The 16,290-nt window shown below is 54.7% G+C and carries 17 protein-coding genes; all 17 read left to right on the top strand.

Going from position 1 to position 16,290, the window contains the following annotated elements; translation table 11 throughout:
* The first annotated feature begins 644 nt into the window (after positions 1-644).
* Positions 645-1,007 carry a hypothetical protein gene (locus tag ABWV47_RS07330; RefSeq protein WP_353310232.1) on the top strand — a complete coding sequence of 121 codons (363 nt, stop codon included), beginning with the start codon at positions 645-647 and terminating at the stop codon, positions 1,005-1,007.
* 225 nt (positions 1,008-1,232) lie between these two features.
* The gene (gene rpsM, locus ABWV47_RS07325; protein WP_353310230.1) at positions 1,233-1,601 is read left to right on the top strand and encodes a 30S ribosomal protein S13; all 369 of its coding nucleotides are present in this window, start codon (positions 1,233-1,235) and stop codon (positions 1,599-1,601) included.
* Positions 1,602-1,616: 15 nt separating this feature from the next.
* Complete coding sequence (gene rpsK, locus ABWV47_RS07320; protein ID WP_353310228.1) at positions 1,617-2,006, top strand: 30S ribosomal protein S11; 390 nt, start codon at positions 1,617-1,619, stop codon at positions 2,004-2,006.
* 115 nt (positions 2,007-2,121) lie between these two features.
* Complete coding sequence (locus tag ABWV47_RS07315; RefSeq protein ID WP_353310226.1) at positions 2,122-3,138, top strand: DNA-directed RNA polymerase subunit alpha; 1,017 nt, start codon at positions 2,122-2,124, stop codon at positions 3,136-3,138.
* Between the two features lie 139 nt (positions 3,139-3,277).
* Complete coding sequence (rplQ, locus tag ABWV47_RS07310) at positions 3,278-3,697, top strand: 50S ribosomal protein L17 (RefSeq protein WP_353310223.1); 420 nt, start codon at positions 3,278-3,280, stop codon at positions 3,695-3,697.
* 128 nt (positions 3,698-3,825) lie between these two features.
* On the top strand, positions 3,826-4,995 hold the full coding sequence (locus ABWV47_RS07305; RefSeq protein WP_353310220.1) for an NAD(P)/FAD-dependent oxidoreductase: 1,170 nt from the start codon (positions 3,826-3,828) through the stop codon (positions 4,993-4,995).
* 181 nt (positions 4,996-5,176) lie between these two features.
* Positions 5,177-6,559 (top strand): trypsin-like peptidase domain-containing protein, encoded by a 1,383-nt coding sequence (locus ABWV47_RS07300; protein ID WP_353310217.1) that lies wholly within the window; start codon positions 5,177-5,179, stop codon positions 6,557-6,559.
* Positions 6,560-6,576: 17 nt separating this feature from the next.
* A complete protein-coding gene (locus tag ABWV47_RS07295) occupies positions 6,577-7,899 on the top strand; it encodes a replication-associated recombination protein A (protein WP_353310214.1) in 1,323 nt (440 codons plus the stop codon).
* A gap of 122 nt (positions 7,900-8,021) precedes the next feature.
* A complete protein-coding gene (crcB, locus tag ABWV47_RS07290; protein WP_353310212.1) occupies positions 8,022-8,411 on the top strand; it encodes a fluoride efflux transporter CrcB in 390 nt (129 codons plus the stop codon).
* Entirely contained in the window at positions 8,408-9,454 is a 1,047-nt protein-coding gene (locus ABWV47_RS07285; protein WP_353310210.1) for an RluA family pseudouridine synthase, read from the top strand. Before crcB ends, ABWV47_RS07285 begins: the two co-directional genes overlap by 4 nt.
* Positions 9,455-9,555: 101 nt before the next feature.
* Complete coding sequence (locus ABWV47_RS07280; RefSeq protein ID WP_353310208.1) at positions 9,556-10,059, top strand: VOC family protein; 504 nt, start codon at positions 9,556-9,558, stop codon at positions 10,057-10,059.
* A 52-nt stretch (positions 10,060-10,111) separates the two neighbouring features.
* Positions 10,112-10,789: an HAD-IA family hydrolase gene (locus ABWV47_RS07275; RefSeq protein ID WP_353310205.1), complete on the top strand. Its 678-nt coding sequence runs from the start codon at positions 10,112-10,114 to the stop codon at positions 10,787-10,789.
* Positions 10,786-11,496: an ATP12 family chaperone protein gene (locus ABWV47_RS07270; RefSeq protein WP_353310203.1), complete on the top strand. Its 711-nt coding sequence runs from the start codon at positions 10,786-10,788 to the stop codon at positions 11,494-11,496. Before ABWV47_RS07275 ends, ABWV47_RS07270 begins: the two co-directional genes overlap by 4 nt.
* Positions 11,497-11,696: 200 nt before the next feature.
* Positions 11,697-12,713, top strand: coding sequence for an amino acid ABC transporter substrate-binding protein (locus tag ABWV47_RS07265; protein WP_353310200.1), 1,017 nt, complete (start codon positions 11,697-11,699; stop codon positions 12,711-12,713).
* 126 nt (positions 12,714-12,839) lie between these two features.
* Entirely contained in the window at positions 12,840-14,072 is a 1,233-nt protein-coding gene (locus ABWV47_RS07260; RefSeq protein ID WP_353310197.1) for an amino acid ABC transporter permease, read from the top strand.
* A 3-nt stretch (positions 14,073-14,075) separates the two neighbouring features.
* Positions 14,076-15,377 carry an amino acid ABC transporter permease gene (locus tag ABWV47_RS07255; protein WP_353310195.1) on the top strand — a complete coding sequence of 434 codons (1,302 nt, stop codon included), beginning with the start codon at positions 14,076-14,078 and terminating at the stop codon, positions 15,375-15,377.
* An 11-nt stretch (positions 15,378-15,388) separates the two neighbouring features.
* Positions 15,389-16,180, top strand: a complete 792-nt coding sequence (locus ABWV47_RS07250; protein WP_353310193.1) for an amino acid ABC transporter ATP-binding protein — start codon at positions 15,389-15,391, stop codon at positions 16,178-16,180.
* Positions 16,181-16,290: the final 110 nt, after the last annotated feature.

The following is a 16,290-nucleotide window of genomic DNA, read 5'->3' as shown; positions in this document are numbered from 1 at the left end:
ACCCTGGTGATCCTGGCTATGATGATTTGACATCGTTCGGGTCGAACTCTGGTATGAAACCATCCGATTGGGTGGACTTCAACTCAGCGATCAGCGGCCAGGCCGTTAGCGGATGTATTGGTTGAGAACAGGGTGGATACGCAGGTCTAGTTAGCTGTCTTTCCACCAAGGATATCGCAATCGGAGGATCGCGATCTTCAGGCGTCTCCTCCAATCATGGCAAAGGGGCAGGTAGACTCGGTTTTCTAGGTGCCATTGGGTCGATTGCAAATGCGTTGAAGGACAAGCCTAAGTCTCAGTCTGTCTATTTTCACTATACTAATGCTAAAGGGTTTGCTTCCATTGCAAATCCCAAAAACTACGGTAAGTTTACCATCCAACCTAATTGGAAGGGGTTTGTGTATGTTACTCCACTGGCGCTGCCGGCGAAGACAGTAATCAGAGAATTGTTCGCTGGTTTAGAGTGGCATAACGGAAAAGGAGCGTACGTGGTCATGATCCATCCATACGTTACGACCGAGGCAAATTTTCAGCCTGACAATAGTTTCGCGGGTGGATATGCATACAAACACTTGGGTCCAATAACGCAAGGTGTGGATGCAACTTTTCCATTTCTTGGGCCCAACCCATTTTGAGGATCCGCGATGGAAGTCACAATCTCCGCCTCAGCACTAGAATTGAGGCAGTTGCTAACAGCCTTTCTGGTAGCCAAGTTCTGCCCAGACGAAAGGCAGTTGGTTTTGGGGAATCCGCCATTTGAGGCAATAGTACAAGAAGCATTGGCGCAATTTATTAAGTTGGAAGGGGACGAAGAATTCAGGCGGTTGTTTGAAAGGTCCTATCTGGAGGACCAAGAGATTAATCTGCTCGCAAGTCAAGTCTCAGACATTTTGTCTGGAACCGGATTGGATCGAAAAGATGCAGGGGAGTTGTTGGAACAAATCTCGGCACCCGCGTTGCTTTCGGTGGCGTTAAAAAACACAATACTAGGCAGAGTCGAAGTTTGAATTCTAGGGTGCAGAAACTCTTGTTTTCTGGTAGCGCTTGACACCCCTCCCAAACCCCCATAAATCACCTCATCTCTTAACGGAGAATCAATTCTTTGCTTGTGGGTCGCCCCCGCGTAGCAAGACCACCTGATCAGCTGAGGCCCGGTTGCTTGATTGCGTCGGGCTTACGTTGTGAAAAAAGGTTCTGGAACCACGGAACCGCAACGAAAAGGAAAGTGACACGTGGCACGTATTGCCGGCGTAAACATCCCGACCCACAAACGGGTCCCGATCGCCCTGACTTATATCACTGGTATTGGACCAGCTTCGGCCAAAGAAATCTGCGAAGGTGTCAAAATTGACCCGACTCGTCGTGTAAACGAGCTGAGCGACGCAGAAGTTCTGGCTGTGCGTGAATTCATCGACGCCAACTTCACCGTTGAAGGTGACCTGCGTCGTGAAGTGCAGATGAACATCAAACGTCTGATGGATCTGGGCTGCTACCGCGGTCTGCGCCATCGTCGTAACCTGCCCGTTCGCGGTCAGCGTACCCACACCAACGCTCGCACACGCAAAGGCCCTGCAAAGGCCATTGCTGGCAAGAAGAAATAAGGGAGGGTTTGATCCATGGCACGCGAAAAGACTCGTACCAAGAAAAAAGAGCGTAAGAATATTGCGTCGGGCGTAGCCCACGTGAACTCCTCGTTCAACAACACAAAAATCCTGATCTCTGACGTGCAGGGCAACGCGATCTCATGGTCGTCTGCTGGCACAATGGGCTTCAAGGGTTCGCGTAAATCCACACCTTATGCGGCTCAGATGGCTGCAGAAGATGCTGGCAAAAAAGCGCAAGACCACGGCGTTAAGACGCTGGAAGTTGAAGTGCAGGGTCCCGGTTCCGGCCGTGAATCCGCGCTGCGCGCTCTGGCGGCAATTGGTTTCAACATCACATCTATCCGTGACGTAACGCCAATCGCACACAACGGCTGCCGCCCACCAAAGCGCCGCCGCGTCTAAGCGACTTTTTATATACCCTGGGGCCGCGTGATCCGCACGGCCCCAGTTCGTCATTTTGAAACCTCGGGCGTCTGGTTCTTTTGGACATGGGAACGAGACAAGTATGGAGGGACGCATGATCCACAAAAATTGGGCAGAATTGATCAAGCCGACACAGCTTGAAGTAAAGCCGGGCAACGACCCCGCGCGTCAGGCAACGGTTGTTGCTGAGCCGCTGGAGCGTGGTTTTGGCCTTACATTGGGGAACGCGCTGCGTCGCGTTCTGATGAGCTCGCTGCAAGGCGCGGCCATCACCAGCGTTCAGATCGACAACGTTCTGCATGAATTTTCCAGTGTTGCCGGTGTACGTGAAGACGTGACCGACATCATCCTGAACCTCAAAGGCGTGAGCCTGCGCATGGAAGTTGAAGGGCCAAAGCGTCTTTCGATCAATGCAAAAGGTCCGGGTGCTGTGACAGCTGGCGACATCAGTGACAGCGCTGGTATCGAAGTTCTCAACAAAGACCATATCATCTGCCACCTTGATGATGGTGCCGACCTTTATGTCGAGCTGACCGTCAACACCGGCAAAGGCTATGTCTCTGCTGACAAAAACAAGCCAGAAGACGCGCCCATCGGCTTGATGCCGATTGATGCGATCTACTCGCCTGTCAAACGCGTGTCTTATGATGTGCAGCCGACCCGTGAAGGTCAGGTTCTGGACTACGACAAGCTGACCATGAAAATCGACACCGATGGTTCCATCACGCCAGAAGATGCCGTGGCTTTTGCTGCGCGTATTCTGCAGGACCAGCTGTCGATCTTCGTGAACTTTGATGAGCCTGAGTCGGCTGGTCGTCAGGAAGAAGACGATGGTCTCGAGTTCAATCCGCTTCTGCTGAAGAAAGTGGACGAGCTGGAACTGTCTGTTCGTTCGGCAAACTGCCTGAAGAACGACAACATCGTGTACATCGGCGATCTGATCCAGAAAACCGAAGCAGAAATGCTGCGCACCCCGAACTTTGGCCGCAAATCTTTGAACGAAATCAAAGAAGTGCTGTCCGGCATGGGGCTGCACCTTGGCATGGACGTCGAGGACTGGCCACCAGACAACATCGAAGATCTGGCGAAGAAATTCGAAGACAACTTCTAAGAAATTTGGGCGGGGGCAACCCCGCCCACTTCTACAAATGCCCGGACTTGCCGGGGAAGACTGGGCCCAAAGCCCTAAGGAGAGCCGGTGACACGCATCACTGGTCAGACAAAGCAAAAACGCAAGATGGAGAAATAAAATGCGTCACGCTCGTGGTTATCGCCGCCTAAATCGTACACACGAACACCGTAAAGCCCTGTTTTCCAACATGGCGGGTTCGTTGATCGAACACGAACAAATCAAAACCACCCTGCCAAAGGCGAAAGAACTGCGCCCGATCATCGAAAAGATGATCACGCTGGCAAAACGTGGTGACCTGCACGCGCGCCGTCTGGCCGCGTCGCGTCTGAAAGAAGACCAGTACGTTGCAAAACTGTTTGACGTTCTGGGCCCACGCTACAAAGACCGTCAGGGTGGCTACGTCCGCATCATGAAAGCCGGTTTCCGTTATGGCGACATGGCACCGATGGCGATCATCGAATTTGTGGATCGTGACGTTGACGCAAAAGGCGCCGCCGACAAGGCGCGCCTGGCAGCTGCGGAAGCCGCCGACGAATAAGACACTCTCGGATTTCCCGAAATCTGGACCCCTGCCGTTTGGCGGGGGTCCTTTTTGTTTGTGGTGGTCATTTTTGAACGCGGACGCCATGGTCTGCCTTGGACCTCTGGGTGGCAAGGAGCAGGCTGATGGCATTTGATACGATTGTTGTAGGGGCGGGGCTCTGGGGGAGTGCCTGTGCCCGGCATTTGGCTGAGATGGGTGCGAAGGTCGCTTTGATCGGGCCCAAAGAGCCTGCGCAGGCCGCGACGCACACAGGTGTGTTCGGCAGCCACTATGATCAGGCGCGCATCACCCGGCGGCTTGATCGAAAGCAAGATTGGTCGCGGTTCGCGGCGCGGTCCATGGAGCGTTACGGCGAAATTGAATCGGCGAGCGGTACACAGTTTTTTCACGCTTCTGGCTATTTGTTGGCCGCACCAACGCAAGGTGGGACCAGTGATGCCATGGCCGAGAATTTGGCAGTCGCCAAGCGCGATGGGGTGGAACATATTGCTTTGGACAGCGCGGGGTTAAAGGCGCGGTTTCCGTTTTTCGGATTTCCTACGGGTATCGCAGGGCTCTTTGAGCCGGGCGGCGGATGGATCAATCCGCGCGTGCATGTGATTGCTGAAATCACTGTGGCGCAAGCGCGCGGGGTGACGTTGCTGCGCACAGAGGCCGTTGGGATTGAGGAGACCGTCCAAGGCGTTGTGGTGCGTTGCGCTGATGGGCAACATGTTGCTGCTGATAAGGTTGTGGTTGCCTGTGGCGCATTTTCCAAAGTGGAAGAGCTGTTGCCAGAGCCGCTGCCGTTGAAGGTGTATGCGCGCACAACAGCGCTCCTTGAGATCGATGCGGCGGAAACAGCGCGGCTAAAAGATATGCCGTCGGTGGTTTACTATTCCCCAGATGGGAAGGGCGATTGTTATGTCTTGCCCCCGGTGAGCTATCCTGACGGAAAAACCTATTTGAAACTTGGTGGGGACCCCGAGGATAATGAGTTGACCGATGTGGCACAGATGAAAGACTGGTTTCGCAGCGGAGGAAGTGCCGCTGTTGGAGAGCATTTGAGGGAGGTTTTGCTCGGGATGATACCGGGGTTATCCTATCGTAGCGTGTCCTATCAGAGCTGTGCCACGTCTTTTACGCCGCGTGGCAATCCATTGGTTTATGGACAGAGTGATCGCATCTTTGTGCTTGCTGGCGGCAACGGGGCGGGGGCGAAATGCGCTGATGAGATGGGGCGTGTTGCCGCTGTGAAGCTTCGCCGTGGGGACGCGAGCGCTGAGGGTTACGAGACTGACTTTCTGCCCTGAGGCTTGCGTTTAAGTGTGGATCAGATTGTACGCGAATGATTGGTGGGCATCTGGCTTTGCAAAGTGCGCGGTCGGCATGGACGCATCATGCCTGCATGGACGTGGCGCGCAACATGTCCCGGCTTGCAATTCAAAGGCCTGCTGCGCATATCTGCCACAAGGTATTTTCAGAGGAACCTGCATGATCCGTTCTGCTCTTTTTGCCCTTGTGCTTGGCCTTGGGACAAGCCTGTCTGCTGAAACCAAAATCCCCCAAACCCAGAGCGAGATTTCACTCGGTTTTGCGCCTTTGGTGAAAAAGGCAGCTCCAGCGGTTGTGAACATTTATGCCAAGCAAATTGTGCAAGTTCGCCAGAGCCCTTTCACGGGTGATCCGTTCTTTGACCAATTGTTTCGCAACTTTGGCTCACCGCAGCCTCGGGTGGAGAACTCGCTTGGCTCAGGGGTGATCCTGTCGGAGGACGGCATTGTGGTGTCCAACTACCATGTGGTGGGCATGAGCACAGACATACGGGTGCATCTCAATGATCGTCGGGAATACACAGCTGAGGTGCTGTTGTCCGATGAGGAAAGCGATTTGGCTATTCTCAAACTCCAAGACGCCAGTGGGTTACCGTTTTTGACGCTGCGTGACAGTGACAACGTCGATGTGGGCGAATTGGCCATGGCGATCGGCAATCCGTTTGGGGTGGGTCAAACCGTGACAAGCGGGATTGTGTCTGGTCTTGCGCGCTCTGGTGTGGCGACGGGGAACGCGCGCGGCTATTTCATTCAGACCGATGCGGCGATCAACCCAGGCAACTCGGGCGGGGCATTGATTGACGTGAATGGCGATTTGATCGGTATAAACACGTCGATTTTGACCCGCTCTGGAGGCTCCAATGGGATTGGATTTGCCATCCCGTCACGCTTGGTGGCGCAGTTCGTCGAACAGGCGCGCGCCGGTTTTGATGCGTTTCAGCGCCCGTGGGCGGGGATGTTTGGCCAACCGGTTGATGCGGATATGGCGGAAGGGCTTGGCCTCAAGCGGCCGGGCGGGATTGTTGTGTCCTCGTTACATGAGGAAAGCCCATTTTTGGCCGCCGGGCTTGAGTCGGGTGATGTGATTGTTGCCTTAGATGGACAGCCGGTGAACACACCTGCGGAGATGATTTTCCGTATGTCGGTTTCTGGACTGGGCAACGAGGTTGAAGTTGAAGTGATGCGCGACGGCGCGGCGGAGAGCCGCGTGGTCAAAATGACCAACGCGCCCGAAAATCCCGCGCGCAATTCCATTGAGACCGGTCGAACATCCGCGATCCCGGGCATGCTGATGTCCAACATCAATCCAGCGGTCATACGAGAATTTGGTTTGCCGCTCAGTCTGGAGGGTGTGGTTGTTGAGAAACCCGGAGAGGTGGGGGCACGCTTGGGGTTGCGCGCGGGAGATGTTCTGCGGGTGATCGATGGCGCAGACATTTTGGCAACCAAAGACGCGGACAAAGCTTTGCGCGCGGCGCGTAACCGGCTTACGTTAGAGGTCCAGCGCGGCACCCAGCGGGTGGTGATGCGTTTTAGACTTTAAGGATATCGTCTCAGCCTATGGCCGACCTATTTGACACCACACCGGCAGAGATTTCGACACGCCCTGCGGGAGACGCCCCGCGACCTTTGGCGGATCGACTGAGGCCGCGCGCCTTGTCTGAGGTGATTGGACAAGAGCAGGTTTTGGGACCGGAGGCGCCGTTGGGGGTGATGCTGTCATCAGGCTCCTTGTCGTCGTTGATTTTTTGGGGGCCACCAGGGGTGGGCAAAACCACAATTGCGCGCCTTTTGGCAGATGAAACGGATCTGCATTTTGTTCAGATCAGTGCGATTTTTACCGGCGTTCCTGAGCTGCGCAAAGTGTTTGAAGCGGCCAAGATGCGGCGCGCCAATGGTCGCGGAACGTTGCTGTTTGTGGATGAGATCCACCGTTTCAACAAAGCACAACAAGATGGATTTTTGCCCCACATGGAAGATGGGACAATCCTGTTGGTGGGGGCAACCACAGAGAACCCTTCGTTTGAACTCAATGCTGCGGTGCTGAGCCGATCACAGGTTTTGGTGTTGGAGCGGCTGAGCCTTGCGGATCTGGAGCGCTTGGCACAGCGCGCGGAAAAAGAAATGGATCGCGCCATGCCGTTGGACGGGGCAGCGCGCGAAGCGCTGTTGGAAATGGCCGATGGAGATGGGCGGGCGCTGCTCAACCTGATTGAACAGGTGATGGCTTGGTCTGTTGAGGGCAAGCTTGACACGGACGCTTTGGCAACGCGCTTGATGCGTCGCGCTGCGAAATACGACAAATCCGGTGATGAGCACTACAATTTGATTTCAGCACTGCACAAATCGGTGCGCGGCTCAGACCCCGATGCGGCGCTCTATTGGTACGCGCGGATGTTGGAAGGCGGAGAAGATCCAAGGTTTTTGGCGCGGCGGCTGACGCGGATGGCTTGTGAAGATATTGCGCTGGCAGATCCACAAGCGCAGGGGGTGTGCCTCAATGCTTGGGAGACCTATGAGCGTTTGGGCAGCCCTGAGGGTGAGTTGGCATTGGCGCAGGCCGTTATCTATTTGGCTTTGGCGCCCAAAACCAATGCCGGTTATGCGGCCTATAAAGCGGCGCGGGCCTTGGCGAAAAAGACCGGATCAGAGCCCCCGCCGAAACACATTCTAAATGCGCCAACGTCGTTGATGGCAGAGCAGGGCTATGGCGATGGATATCAATATGACCACGATGCACAGGATGGGTTTTCCGGGCAGAATTACTTTCCCGACACAGTGAAGCGCCCTGCGCTCTATCTACCGGTCGAACGCGGTTATGAGCGCGAATTGAAGAAGCGGTTGGATTACTTTGCCAAGCTTCGCGGCAAACGCGGCGGGTGACGGGCCGGACCGGTTGGCTTAGTGCCAATTCGCTGAGATGTATTTGCCCCAAAAAAGCAGTGCTATTTTGAGAGATATCAGGTTTTCTTGACATTACCTGCATAAGGGCAGAGAGACGCCGGATGATTTTGAACCTGACATATGTGGCTTTGGGTGGCGCAGTGGGCGCGGCGCTACGCTATCTGGTAGGTCTTGGCGTTGTGCGGCTGATTGGGCAGGGGTTCTGGAATGGGTTCCCTGTGGCGATCATCACGGTAAACGTCATTGGATCTTTCTTGATGGGCGTGTTTGTCGTGGCGGCGGCGCAGCGTGGGCTGACTCATTTGTCACCTTTGGTGATGACTGGATTGTTGGGCGGGTTCACAACGTTTTCGGCGTTTTCCCTGGAAACGGTGACTTTGATTGAGCGCGGCGACATTGGTGCGGCGACGTTTTATGTGGGACTGTCGGTGGTCGGCGCGGTGGGCGCGTTGATGCTGGGTGTCGTTTTGACAAGAGGACTGCTGGCATGAGCCGCGTAGAGACTGTGACCGTGGATGCGGGCGAAGGTGATCAACGATTGGACCGGTGGTTCAAGCGGAAATACACCCACGTGAGCCAAGGACAGATCGAGAAGATGTGTCGCAAAGGTGAAATCCGGGTAGATGGTGGCCGGGTGAAGGCCAACACGCGGGTTGAGGAAGGCCAATCGGTGCGCGTGCCGCCACTGCCGGATGCGAGCACCAAGCCTGCAGCGCCAGTGCGCACAACCGTATCTCCAGCGGATGAGAAACTGATCCATGGCTGCGTGATTTATCGCGACGAGCATGTGATTGCGCTGAATAAGCCACCCGGTTTGCCAACACAGGGTGGCAGCAAACAGAACCGCCATGTGGATGGCATGGCTGAGGTGTTGCGGTTTGGGTTTGATGAGAAACCAAGGCTGGTGCACCGGTTGGACAAAGACACCTCTGGTGTGTTGCTCTTGGCGCGTACGCGGCAGGCGGCACAGGGGCTGACAGCTGCGATGCGTCACAAGCAAACGCGCAAAATCTATTGGGCCGTGGTGGCGGGTGTGCCGACACCTTATTTGGGTGAAATCAAATATGGCTTGATGAAAGCGGGTGGGCATGGCGCGCGCGGAGAAGGTGAGAAGATGATTGCGGTGCATCCGCGTGAAGTTGATCACACACCCGGCGCCAAACGCGCGATCACGCAATATGCAACGCTGTATCGCGTCGCAAACCGTGCGGCTTGGGTGGCGATGGAGCCCATTACGGGACGCACGCACCAGTTGCGCGCGCATATGGCCGAGATTGGTCATCCGATCATTGGGGATGGCAAATATGGTGGGTCAGGTCAGGAGAACCTTGGTGATGGTTGGGGCGCAAAGCTGGGTGGGGTGATCTCCAACAAGCTACACCTGCATGCCCGCAGCATGACCTTTGAACATCCAGCCACACGTAAGCAAATTACGGTGACAGCGGATTTGCCGGATCACATGGAGCACACCTGGGAAACCTTTGGTTGGTCCGAAGATCTTGCGGCGGATGATCCGTTTGAGAGCCTGCGCTAAGCCAAAATAATCTCTTCAAAAGTTTGGAGCGTATCAAGACCCGTGGCATGCTGTGAGCATACCACGACTTTGATACGCATCTTATTTGAGAGGAGAGGCCCATGGCGGCTGTTTCGTTTTCCCATATTGGCATCACTGTGCCTGATTTAGACCGTGCGGTGGAATTTTACACCAAAGCGTTTGATCTATACTTGTTGATGCCGCCCAGCGAGGTTGTGCAAGACAACAGCGCGATTGGCGAAATGTGTGATGATGTGTTCGGGGCAGGGTGGGGCCGGTTTCGGATTGCGCATTTGTCCACGGCTGATGGAACGGGCATTGAGCTTTTTGAATTCCCTAAGACAGAAGACACACCGCCGCCGTTTGACTATTGGAAGCCCGGAATCTTTCATTTCTGCCTGCAAGACAATGATCTGGAGGCGCGTGTTGCGCGGATTGAGGCTTTGGGGGGCAAGCAACGTATGCAGCAGGTGCGCTATTACTATCCGGACCAAAAGCCCTATCGGATGGTCTATTGCGAAGACCCCTTTGGCAACTTGGTTGAACTCTACAGCCACTCTTATGAACTGACCTATTCTTCGGGGGCTTATGCCGACGACGCTTGACCTTTGAAAGGGACCGTGATGAAGCAGGCTCCCATAGGCAATTGGGGGTCTTATGCGGTTAAAACTGGTCATTTTTGACGTCGATGGCACCTTGGTGGACAGCCAAGACCTGATCGTTGAGGCGATGCGCATGGCGTTTGAAGGGCAGGGGCTTTTGCCGCCGTCGAGAACAGACACATTGGGTATTGTTGGCCTGTCGCTCGATGTGGCGATATTCAAGCTTTTCCCCGAAGGGGAGCCTGATCTGCGGGCGCGGTTGGTGGACGGATATAAAGCGGGGTATATGCACCACCGTGCGGCGGTCGGCGCGGCCAAGTCATCGCCATTTTTTGATGGTGCCTATCAGATGCTCGCCAGATTGCACGCGCGTGATGACGTGCTCTTGGGAATTGCGACCGGAAAGTCCCGGCGTGGCGTTGATAAGCTGATCGAAGGGCATGAATTACGCGGAATGTTTGTCACCACACAGGTGGCCGACGACCATCCGTCAAAACCACATCCTTCGATGATAGAAACGGCCATCGCAGAGACCGGTGTGACCAAAGCGGATACGGTTATGATTGGGGATACCAGTTACGACATGGATATGGCTGCAGCGGCGGGTGTGCACGGTATCGGCGTGGCTTGGGGCTACCATCCGGTGGCGGATTTGGGCAAAGCGCACACGGTTGTGAATGATTTTGAAGCGTTGCAAAGAGCGCTGGATACACTTTGGGAGCGACAATCATGAGTGGCTGGGCAACGAAACGATTCTGGAAGGACACCACCCCGGAAGCCGTTGAGGGCGGATACGGTGTGTTTTTGGACGGGCGCGCGGTGAAAACGCCAGCCAAAGCCGCTTTGGTGGTGCCCACGCAGGTTATGGCTGAGGCCATGGCGGCTGAGTGGGATGCTCAAGACGGCGAAGTTGATCCAGCGTCGATGCCAGTCACACGATCGGCGAATGCCGCGATCGACAAGGTGGCGATCCAGCACGCGGAAGTGGCGGAGATGCTTGCAGAGTACGGTGGCAGCGATTTGGTGTGCTACCGGGCGACAACGCCGCAAGAATTGATCGATCGGCAGGTCGAGGCTTGGGACCCGCTTCTGGTTTGGGCCGAAGAGAGCCTTGGTGCCAAACTCAAGCCTGTTGCCGGGGTGATGTTTGAGGCCCAAGACAGCGAGTCGCTGCGCAAGTTGAGCACTCTTGTGCATGGGTTTGACAATTTTCAAATGGCTGCGTTTCACGATCTTGTGGGGATATCTGGATCTTTGATCATAGGATTCGCTGCAACGCACGACCTCCATCCAATTGAAACGCTTTGGCGGCTCTCACGAATCGACGAGCAGTGGCAAGAAGATCAATGGGGCCGCGATGATGACGCGGCTGAGGAAGCCGAAAAGAAACATCAGGCGTTTCTCCATGCTTACGCATTTTTCAAAATGGCGACAAACTAGTCGGAACGGAAGCAAATCAAGCCGCTTTGGTCAATGTCGCAAGCATTGATTGTATTGCGTGATGGACCTCTTGACGTTTGGCGATGAATGCGAGCAAACTGCTCTAGATGTAAGGGGGGTGTTATTCCTCAACATCGATCTACGGCCGGGAGTGGCCATATAACCGCCCGCAAATGGGTGGGAAACAGGAAGAGGTAAAAATGAAAAAATCCGTAGTTTTTGGTGCGTTGACAGTTGCTGGCCTGGCGGCTGGTGCAGCTGCCGCCGGTACGCTTGACGATGTTAAAGCGCGCGGCAAGCTGAACTGTGGCGTAACCACCGGTCTGGTTGGCTTTGCCGCACCAGACGCAAACGGCGAATGGATGGGTTTCGACGTTGGCGTGTGTCGTGCTGTTGCAGCTGCTGTACTGGGCGACCCGAAAGCCGTTGAATTTGTTCCAACCACTGGTAAGACACGCTTCACAGCGCTGGCTTCTGGCGAAATCGACGTTCTGGCACGTAACACCACTTGGACCTTCAGCCGCGACGTTGACCTGAAGTTCACCTTTGTTGGCGTGAACTACTATGACGGTCAGGGCTTCATGGTTCCAAAAGAACTGGGTGTGTCCTCCGCGAAGGAACTGGACGGCGCAACCGTTTGTATCCAAACTGGTACCACAACTGAGCTGAACTTGGCGGACTTCTTCCGTTCCAACAACATCAGCTATGAGCCGGTTCCAATCGAAACCAACGCTGAAGCACAGCAGCAGTACCTTGCCGGTGCATGTGATGTGTACACCACCGATGCGTCTGGTCTGGCCGCGACACGTGCGACTTTTGAAGATCCATCTGCGCACACACTGCTGCCAGAAATCATCTCCAAAGAGCCTCTCGGCCCGCTGGTTCGTCACGGCGACGACAACTGGGGTGACGTGGTTCGCTGGACTCTGAACGCTCTGATCACAGCAGAAGAGCTGGGTGTGACTTCCGCAAACATCGCTGAGATGGCTGGCGGCACCAACAACCCAGAAGTAAACCGTCTGTTGGGTACCGAAGGTACGCTGGGCGAGATGCTGGGTCTGGAAGCTGATTGGGCGAAATCCGCACTTATGGCGGGCGGCAACTATGGTGAGCTGTTTGAAGGCAACATCGGTGAATCCACTCCGATCGGTCTGGCCCGTGGCCTGAACGCTCAGTGGACTGATGGTGGTCTGATCTACTCTCCACCTTTCCGTTAAGAACTCTTGATGAAGGGCGCGGATCAAACCGCGCCCTTCTCACATTACGTGACCCAACAACAAAAATCGGCCATGGCGCATAAGACGCCCTAGACAAAAACGGCCGACGAACGGGGAAGATCCCATATGACCACTCTGACCGACCCTCCCAAGGAGTCGTTCCGGCTGTCTATGCTAATCAATGACACCCGGTACCGCTCTTTGACGTTTCAGGCGATCGCCGCGGTCTTGCTTGCGTTTGCTATCTGGTACCTTGGCAACAACCTGATCCAGAACCTGCGCGCCGCCGGCCTCAACATTTCTTTCAATTTCTTAGGCGATCCCTCTGGGTACGACATCAATCAACGCCTTGTTGAATATGACAGCCAATCCTCTCATGCACGTGCGGCACTGGTAGGCATTCTCAACACCCTGCTTGTCGCGGTGTTGGCCTGTATCACAGCGACCGTTTTTGGTGTGGTCGCGGGTGTTCTGCGCCTGTCCAACAACTGGCTCGTATCTAAGCTGATGGCCTTCTATGTCGAGATCTTCCGGAACATTCCGGTTCTGATCTGGATCATCATCATCTTCACAATCATGACGGCAGTTCTTCCTGGCCCCCGGGCGTTTCGTGGGGACAATGCGACGGCCAGCATGGTGTTTGATATGTTTGCTTTCACAAATCGCGGCATTTACATTCCTTTGCCTTGGTTTGAAAACGCCCTGTTTGGCTCTGCTGGACTGAGCTGGCTTTTGGTGATCGCGGGTTTGGTTGGATCATGGTTTGCCACGCGTCGTTTGAGCGCATGGGCCACTGCCAAGCAAGAAGACACGGGTATCCGTCCGAAGACGATTTGGATGACGTTGGCAATTTGGTTTGTTCCTCTGATCGTTCTGATGCTGGTCATGGGCTTGACGTGGGAATATCCCGCGCTGAAAGGCTTTAACTTCAGTGGTGGCATCAAAGTTGGCGGTCCGCTGATTGCGCTTTGGTTTGCTTTGTCGATCTACACCGGCGCATTCATTGCAGAAAACGTGCGGGCAGGTATTCAAGCTGTGTCCAAGGGCCAAACCGAAGCAGCCTCCGCTTTGGGTTTGCGGTCCAACCGCGTAATGAACCTTGTGGTACTTCCACAGGCGCTGCGGGTGATTATTCCGCCGTTGATTTCACAGTATCTGAACATCACGAAAAACACGTCTTTGGCGATCGTTGTGGGCTACGCCGACATCACCGCAACGCTGGGCGGCATCACGCTGAACCAGACCGGGCGGGCCATCGAATGTGTGCTGCTGCTGATGCTGTTCTATCTCACGGCGTCGCTGCTGATTTCGATGGTGATGAACGTCTACAATTCTTCTGTGAAGCTGAAGGAGCGCTGAGTGATGTCTGATACTCAAAACAACTCAATCGCTTTTGTGGCCACAGAAACCATTCCGGAATCCCCGCCTCCGGCGCGTGAAACCGGTGTGATCAAGTGGATGCGAAAAAATCTGTTCTCTAACGTTCCGAACAGCATTCTAACCATTGTCGCACTGTATTTCGTATTTATTGTGCTTCAAGGTGTCGTGCCATGGATCGTGAATGGCTTGTGGACAACAAGCTCATTGGCGGAATGTCGCGAAATTTTGGCTGGCAAAACCGGCGCGTGTTTCTCGGTCTTGACCGAGCGCTGGCACCAGCTGATTTACGGTTTCAAATACCCAAGCGAAGAGTACTGGCGCCCGAACTTGGCGTTTGTGCTGATGCTCGTGGCGATTGCACCGGTGCTGTTCTTTGACCTGCCACGCAAGTTGCTGATCGTGACCGCGTTGTATCCGTTTGCGGCCTTTTGGCTGATATGGGGCGGAACCATTCTTGCACCGTTGGTGGCTCTTGCGGGCGTCGCGGTTGGCTTTGCAGTGTTTCAGCGGTTTGGCAAATCGACTTTCGCCGTTGGTTTCTTCGGCGGCATTGTGGCGGCATTTGTGGTCTGGGGCATCGGCGGGGCACTGATCCCCGAAGGCGCTTCTGAGAATGCGCTGTTACCGGCCGTGCCTTCACGTGACCTTGGTGGCTTCATGCTCAACTTGATGTTGGGTGTGACCTGTGTGTCTTTGTCCGTGCCTCTTGGCATTGCTCTTGCGCTGGGACGTCAATCTGACATGCCACTGATCAAGGGTGTCTGTGTGGTGTTCATTGAGTTCGTGCGCGGCGTGCCGTTGATCACGCTGCTCTTTGTGGCATCGGTTATGCTGGCGTACTTCTTCCCGCCAGAAAGCACAGTCGATCTGTTCCTACGTGTGGTGATCATGATCACGATGTTCTCTGCAGCCTATATTGCAGAGGTGATCCGCGGTGGTCTCGCTGCGCTCCCCAAAGGGCAGTATGAGGCCGCTGACAGTCTTGGATTGGACTATCCGCAGGCGATGCGGTTGATCATCCTGCCGCAGGCATTGAAGATTTCGATACCAGGGATCGTGAACGTGGCCGTTGGGCTGTTCAAAGACACCACCTTGGTCTCGGTCATTTCGATGTTTGATCTTGTTGGTATGATCCGTGGCCCAATTTTGGGCGGCGCACCTGAGTGGACAGGCATTTACTGGGAACTGTGGGGCTTTGCCGCGCTTCTGTTCTTTGTTGTCTGCTACGGCATCTCACAATACTCACAATGGTTGGAGCGTCGTCTCGCAACCGGACACAAGTAAGGAGTTCATCTATGTCTGAACTTATGACCGAACGCGCGATCGACCGCTCTAAGATGCAGGTGAGTGATCAGGTTGCGATTCAAATCGTGAACATGAACAAGTGGTACGGCAGCTTTCACGTGTTGCGTGACATCAACCTGACCGTCAACGAAGGCGAACGGATCGTGATTGCAGGGCCTTCTGGGTCCGGTAAATCGACGCTGATCCGCTGTATTAACCGTCTGGAAGAGCACCAGTCGGGCGACATCATCGTGGATGGAATCGAGCTGACCAACGACCTGAAAAACATCGACAAGATCCGTTCAGAGGTTGGCATGTGCTTTCAGCACTTCAACCTTTTCCCGCACCTTACCGTGTTGGAAAACCTGACGCTGGCTCCGATTTGGGTACGCAAAACACCCAAAAAAGAAGCCGAAGAAATTGCGATGCACTTTCTTGAGAAAGTGAAGATCCCGGATCAAGCTTTGAAATACCCAGGTCAGTTGTCTGGTGGACAGCAACAGCGTGTGGCGATTGCACGCTCGCTTTGCATGAAGCCACGCATCATGCTGTTTGATGAACCGACATCAGCGCTTGACCCAGAAATGATCAAAGAGGTGCTCGACACCATGATCGAGCTGGCTGAAGAGGGCATGACCATGTTGTGCGTGACACACGAGATGGGTTTTGCCCGTCAGGTTGCCAACCGCGTGATCTTCATGGACCAAGGCCAGATCGTGGAGCAGAACGAGCCCGAAGAGTTCTTCAACAATCCGAAGAGCGAGCGGACTCAGCTGTTCCTGAGTCAAATTTTGGGCCACTGATCCAAACCATCACATTTGAAAATCAGAGAGCCGCGGCGGAAACACCGCGGCTTTTTGCTTTGCGCATGACAGCTTTTGATCGACACTGCAGGGGTATCAGTGTGTGAGTG

This window comes from Shimia sp. NS0008-38b (assembly GCF_040370365.1).
Classification (GTDB): domain Bacteria; phylum Pseudomonadota; class Alphaproteobacteria; order Rhodobacterales; family Rhodobacteraceae; genus Shimia.
Note: the sequence above shows the minus strand (reverse complement) of the source record. Positions and strands in the feature narration are given on the sequence as shown.

Bases quoted from the DNA above. Each gene is read 5' to 3' on its own strand.
- rpsK (WP_353310228.1), top strand. From the start codon at position 1,617: ATGGCACGCGAAAAGACTCGTACCAAGAAAAAAGAGCGTAAGAATATT.
- ABWV47_RS07265 (WP_353310200.1), top strand. From the start codon at position 11,697: ATGAAAAAATCCGTAGTTTTTGGTGCGTTGACAGTTGCTGGCCTGGCG.
- ABWV47_RS07295 (WP_353310214.1), top strand. From the start codon at position 6,577: ATGGCCGACCTATTTGACACCACACCGGCAGAGATTTCGACACGCCCT.
- crcB (WP_353310212.1), top strand. From the start codon at position 8,022: ATGATTTTGAACCTGACATATGTGGCTTTGGGTGGCGCAGTGGGCGCG.
- ABWV47_RS07305 (WP_353310220.1), top strand. From the start codon at position 3,826: ATGGCATTTGATACGATTGTTGTAGGGGCGGGGCTCTGGGGGAGTGCC.
- ABWV47_RS07330 (WP_353310232.1), top strand. From the start codon at position 645: ATGGAAGTCACAATCTCCGCCTCAGCACTAGAATTGAGGCAGTTGCTA.
- ABWV47_RS07275 (WP_353310205.1), top strand. From the start codon at position 10,112: ATGCGGTTAAAACTGGTCATTTTTGACGTCGATGGCACCTTGGTGGAC.
- ABWV47_RS07270 (WP_353310203.1), top strand. From the start codon at position 10,786: ATGAGTGGCTGGGCAACGAAACGATTCTGGAAGGACACCACCCCGGAA.
- rplQ (WP_353310223.1), top strand. From the start codon at position 3,278: ATGCGTCACGCTCGTGGTTATCGCCGCCTAAATCGTACACACGAACAC.
- ABWV47_RS07280 (WP_353310208.1), top strand. From the start codon at position 9,556: ATGGCGGCTGTTTCGTTTTCCCATATTGGCATCACTGTGCCTGATTTA.
- ABWV47_RS07260 (WP_353310197.1), top strand. From the start codon at position 12,840: ATGACCACTCTGACCGACCCTCCCAAGGAGTCGTTCCGGCTGTCTATG.
- ABWV47_RS07285 (WP_353310210.1), top strand. From the start codon at position 8,408: ATGAGCCGCGTAGAGACTGTGACCGTGGATGCGGGCGAAGGTGATCAA.
- ABWV47_RS07255 (WP_353310195.1), top strand. From the start codon at position 14,076: ATGTCTGATACTCAAAACAACTCAATCGCTTTTGTGGCCACAGAAACC.
- ABWV47_RS07315 (WP_353310226.1), top strand. From the start codon at position 2,122: ATGATCCACAAAAATTGGGCAGAATTGATCAAGCCGACACAGCTTGAA.
- ABWV47_RS07250 (WP_353310193.1), top strand. From the start codon at position 15,389: ATGTCTGAACTTATGACCGAACGCGCGATCGACCGCTCTAAGATGCAG.
- ABWV47_RS07300 (WP_353310217.1), top strand. From the start codon at position 5,177: ATGATCCGTTCTGCTCTTTTTGCCCTTGTGCTTGGCCTTGGGACAAGC.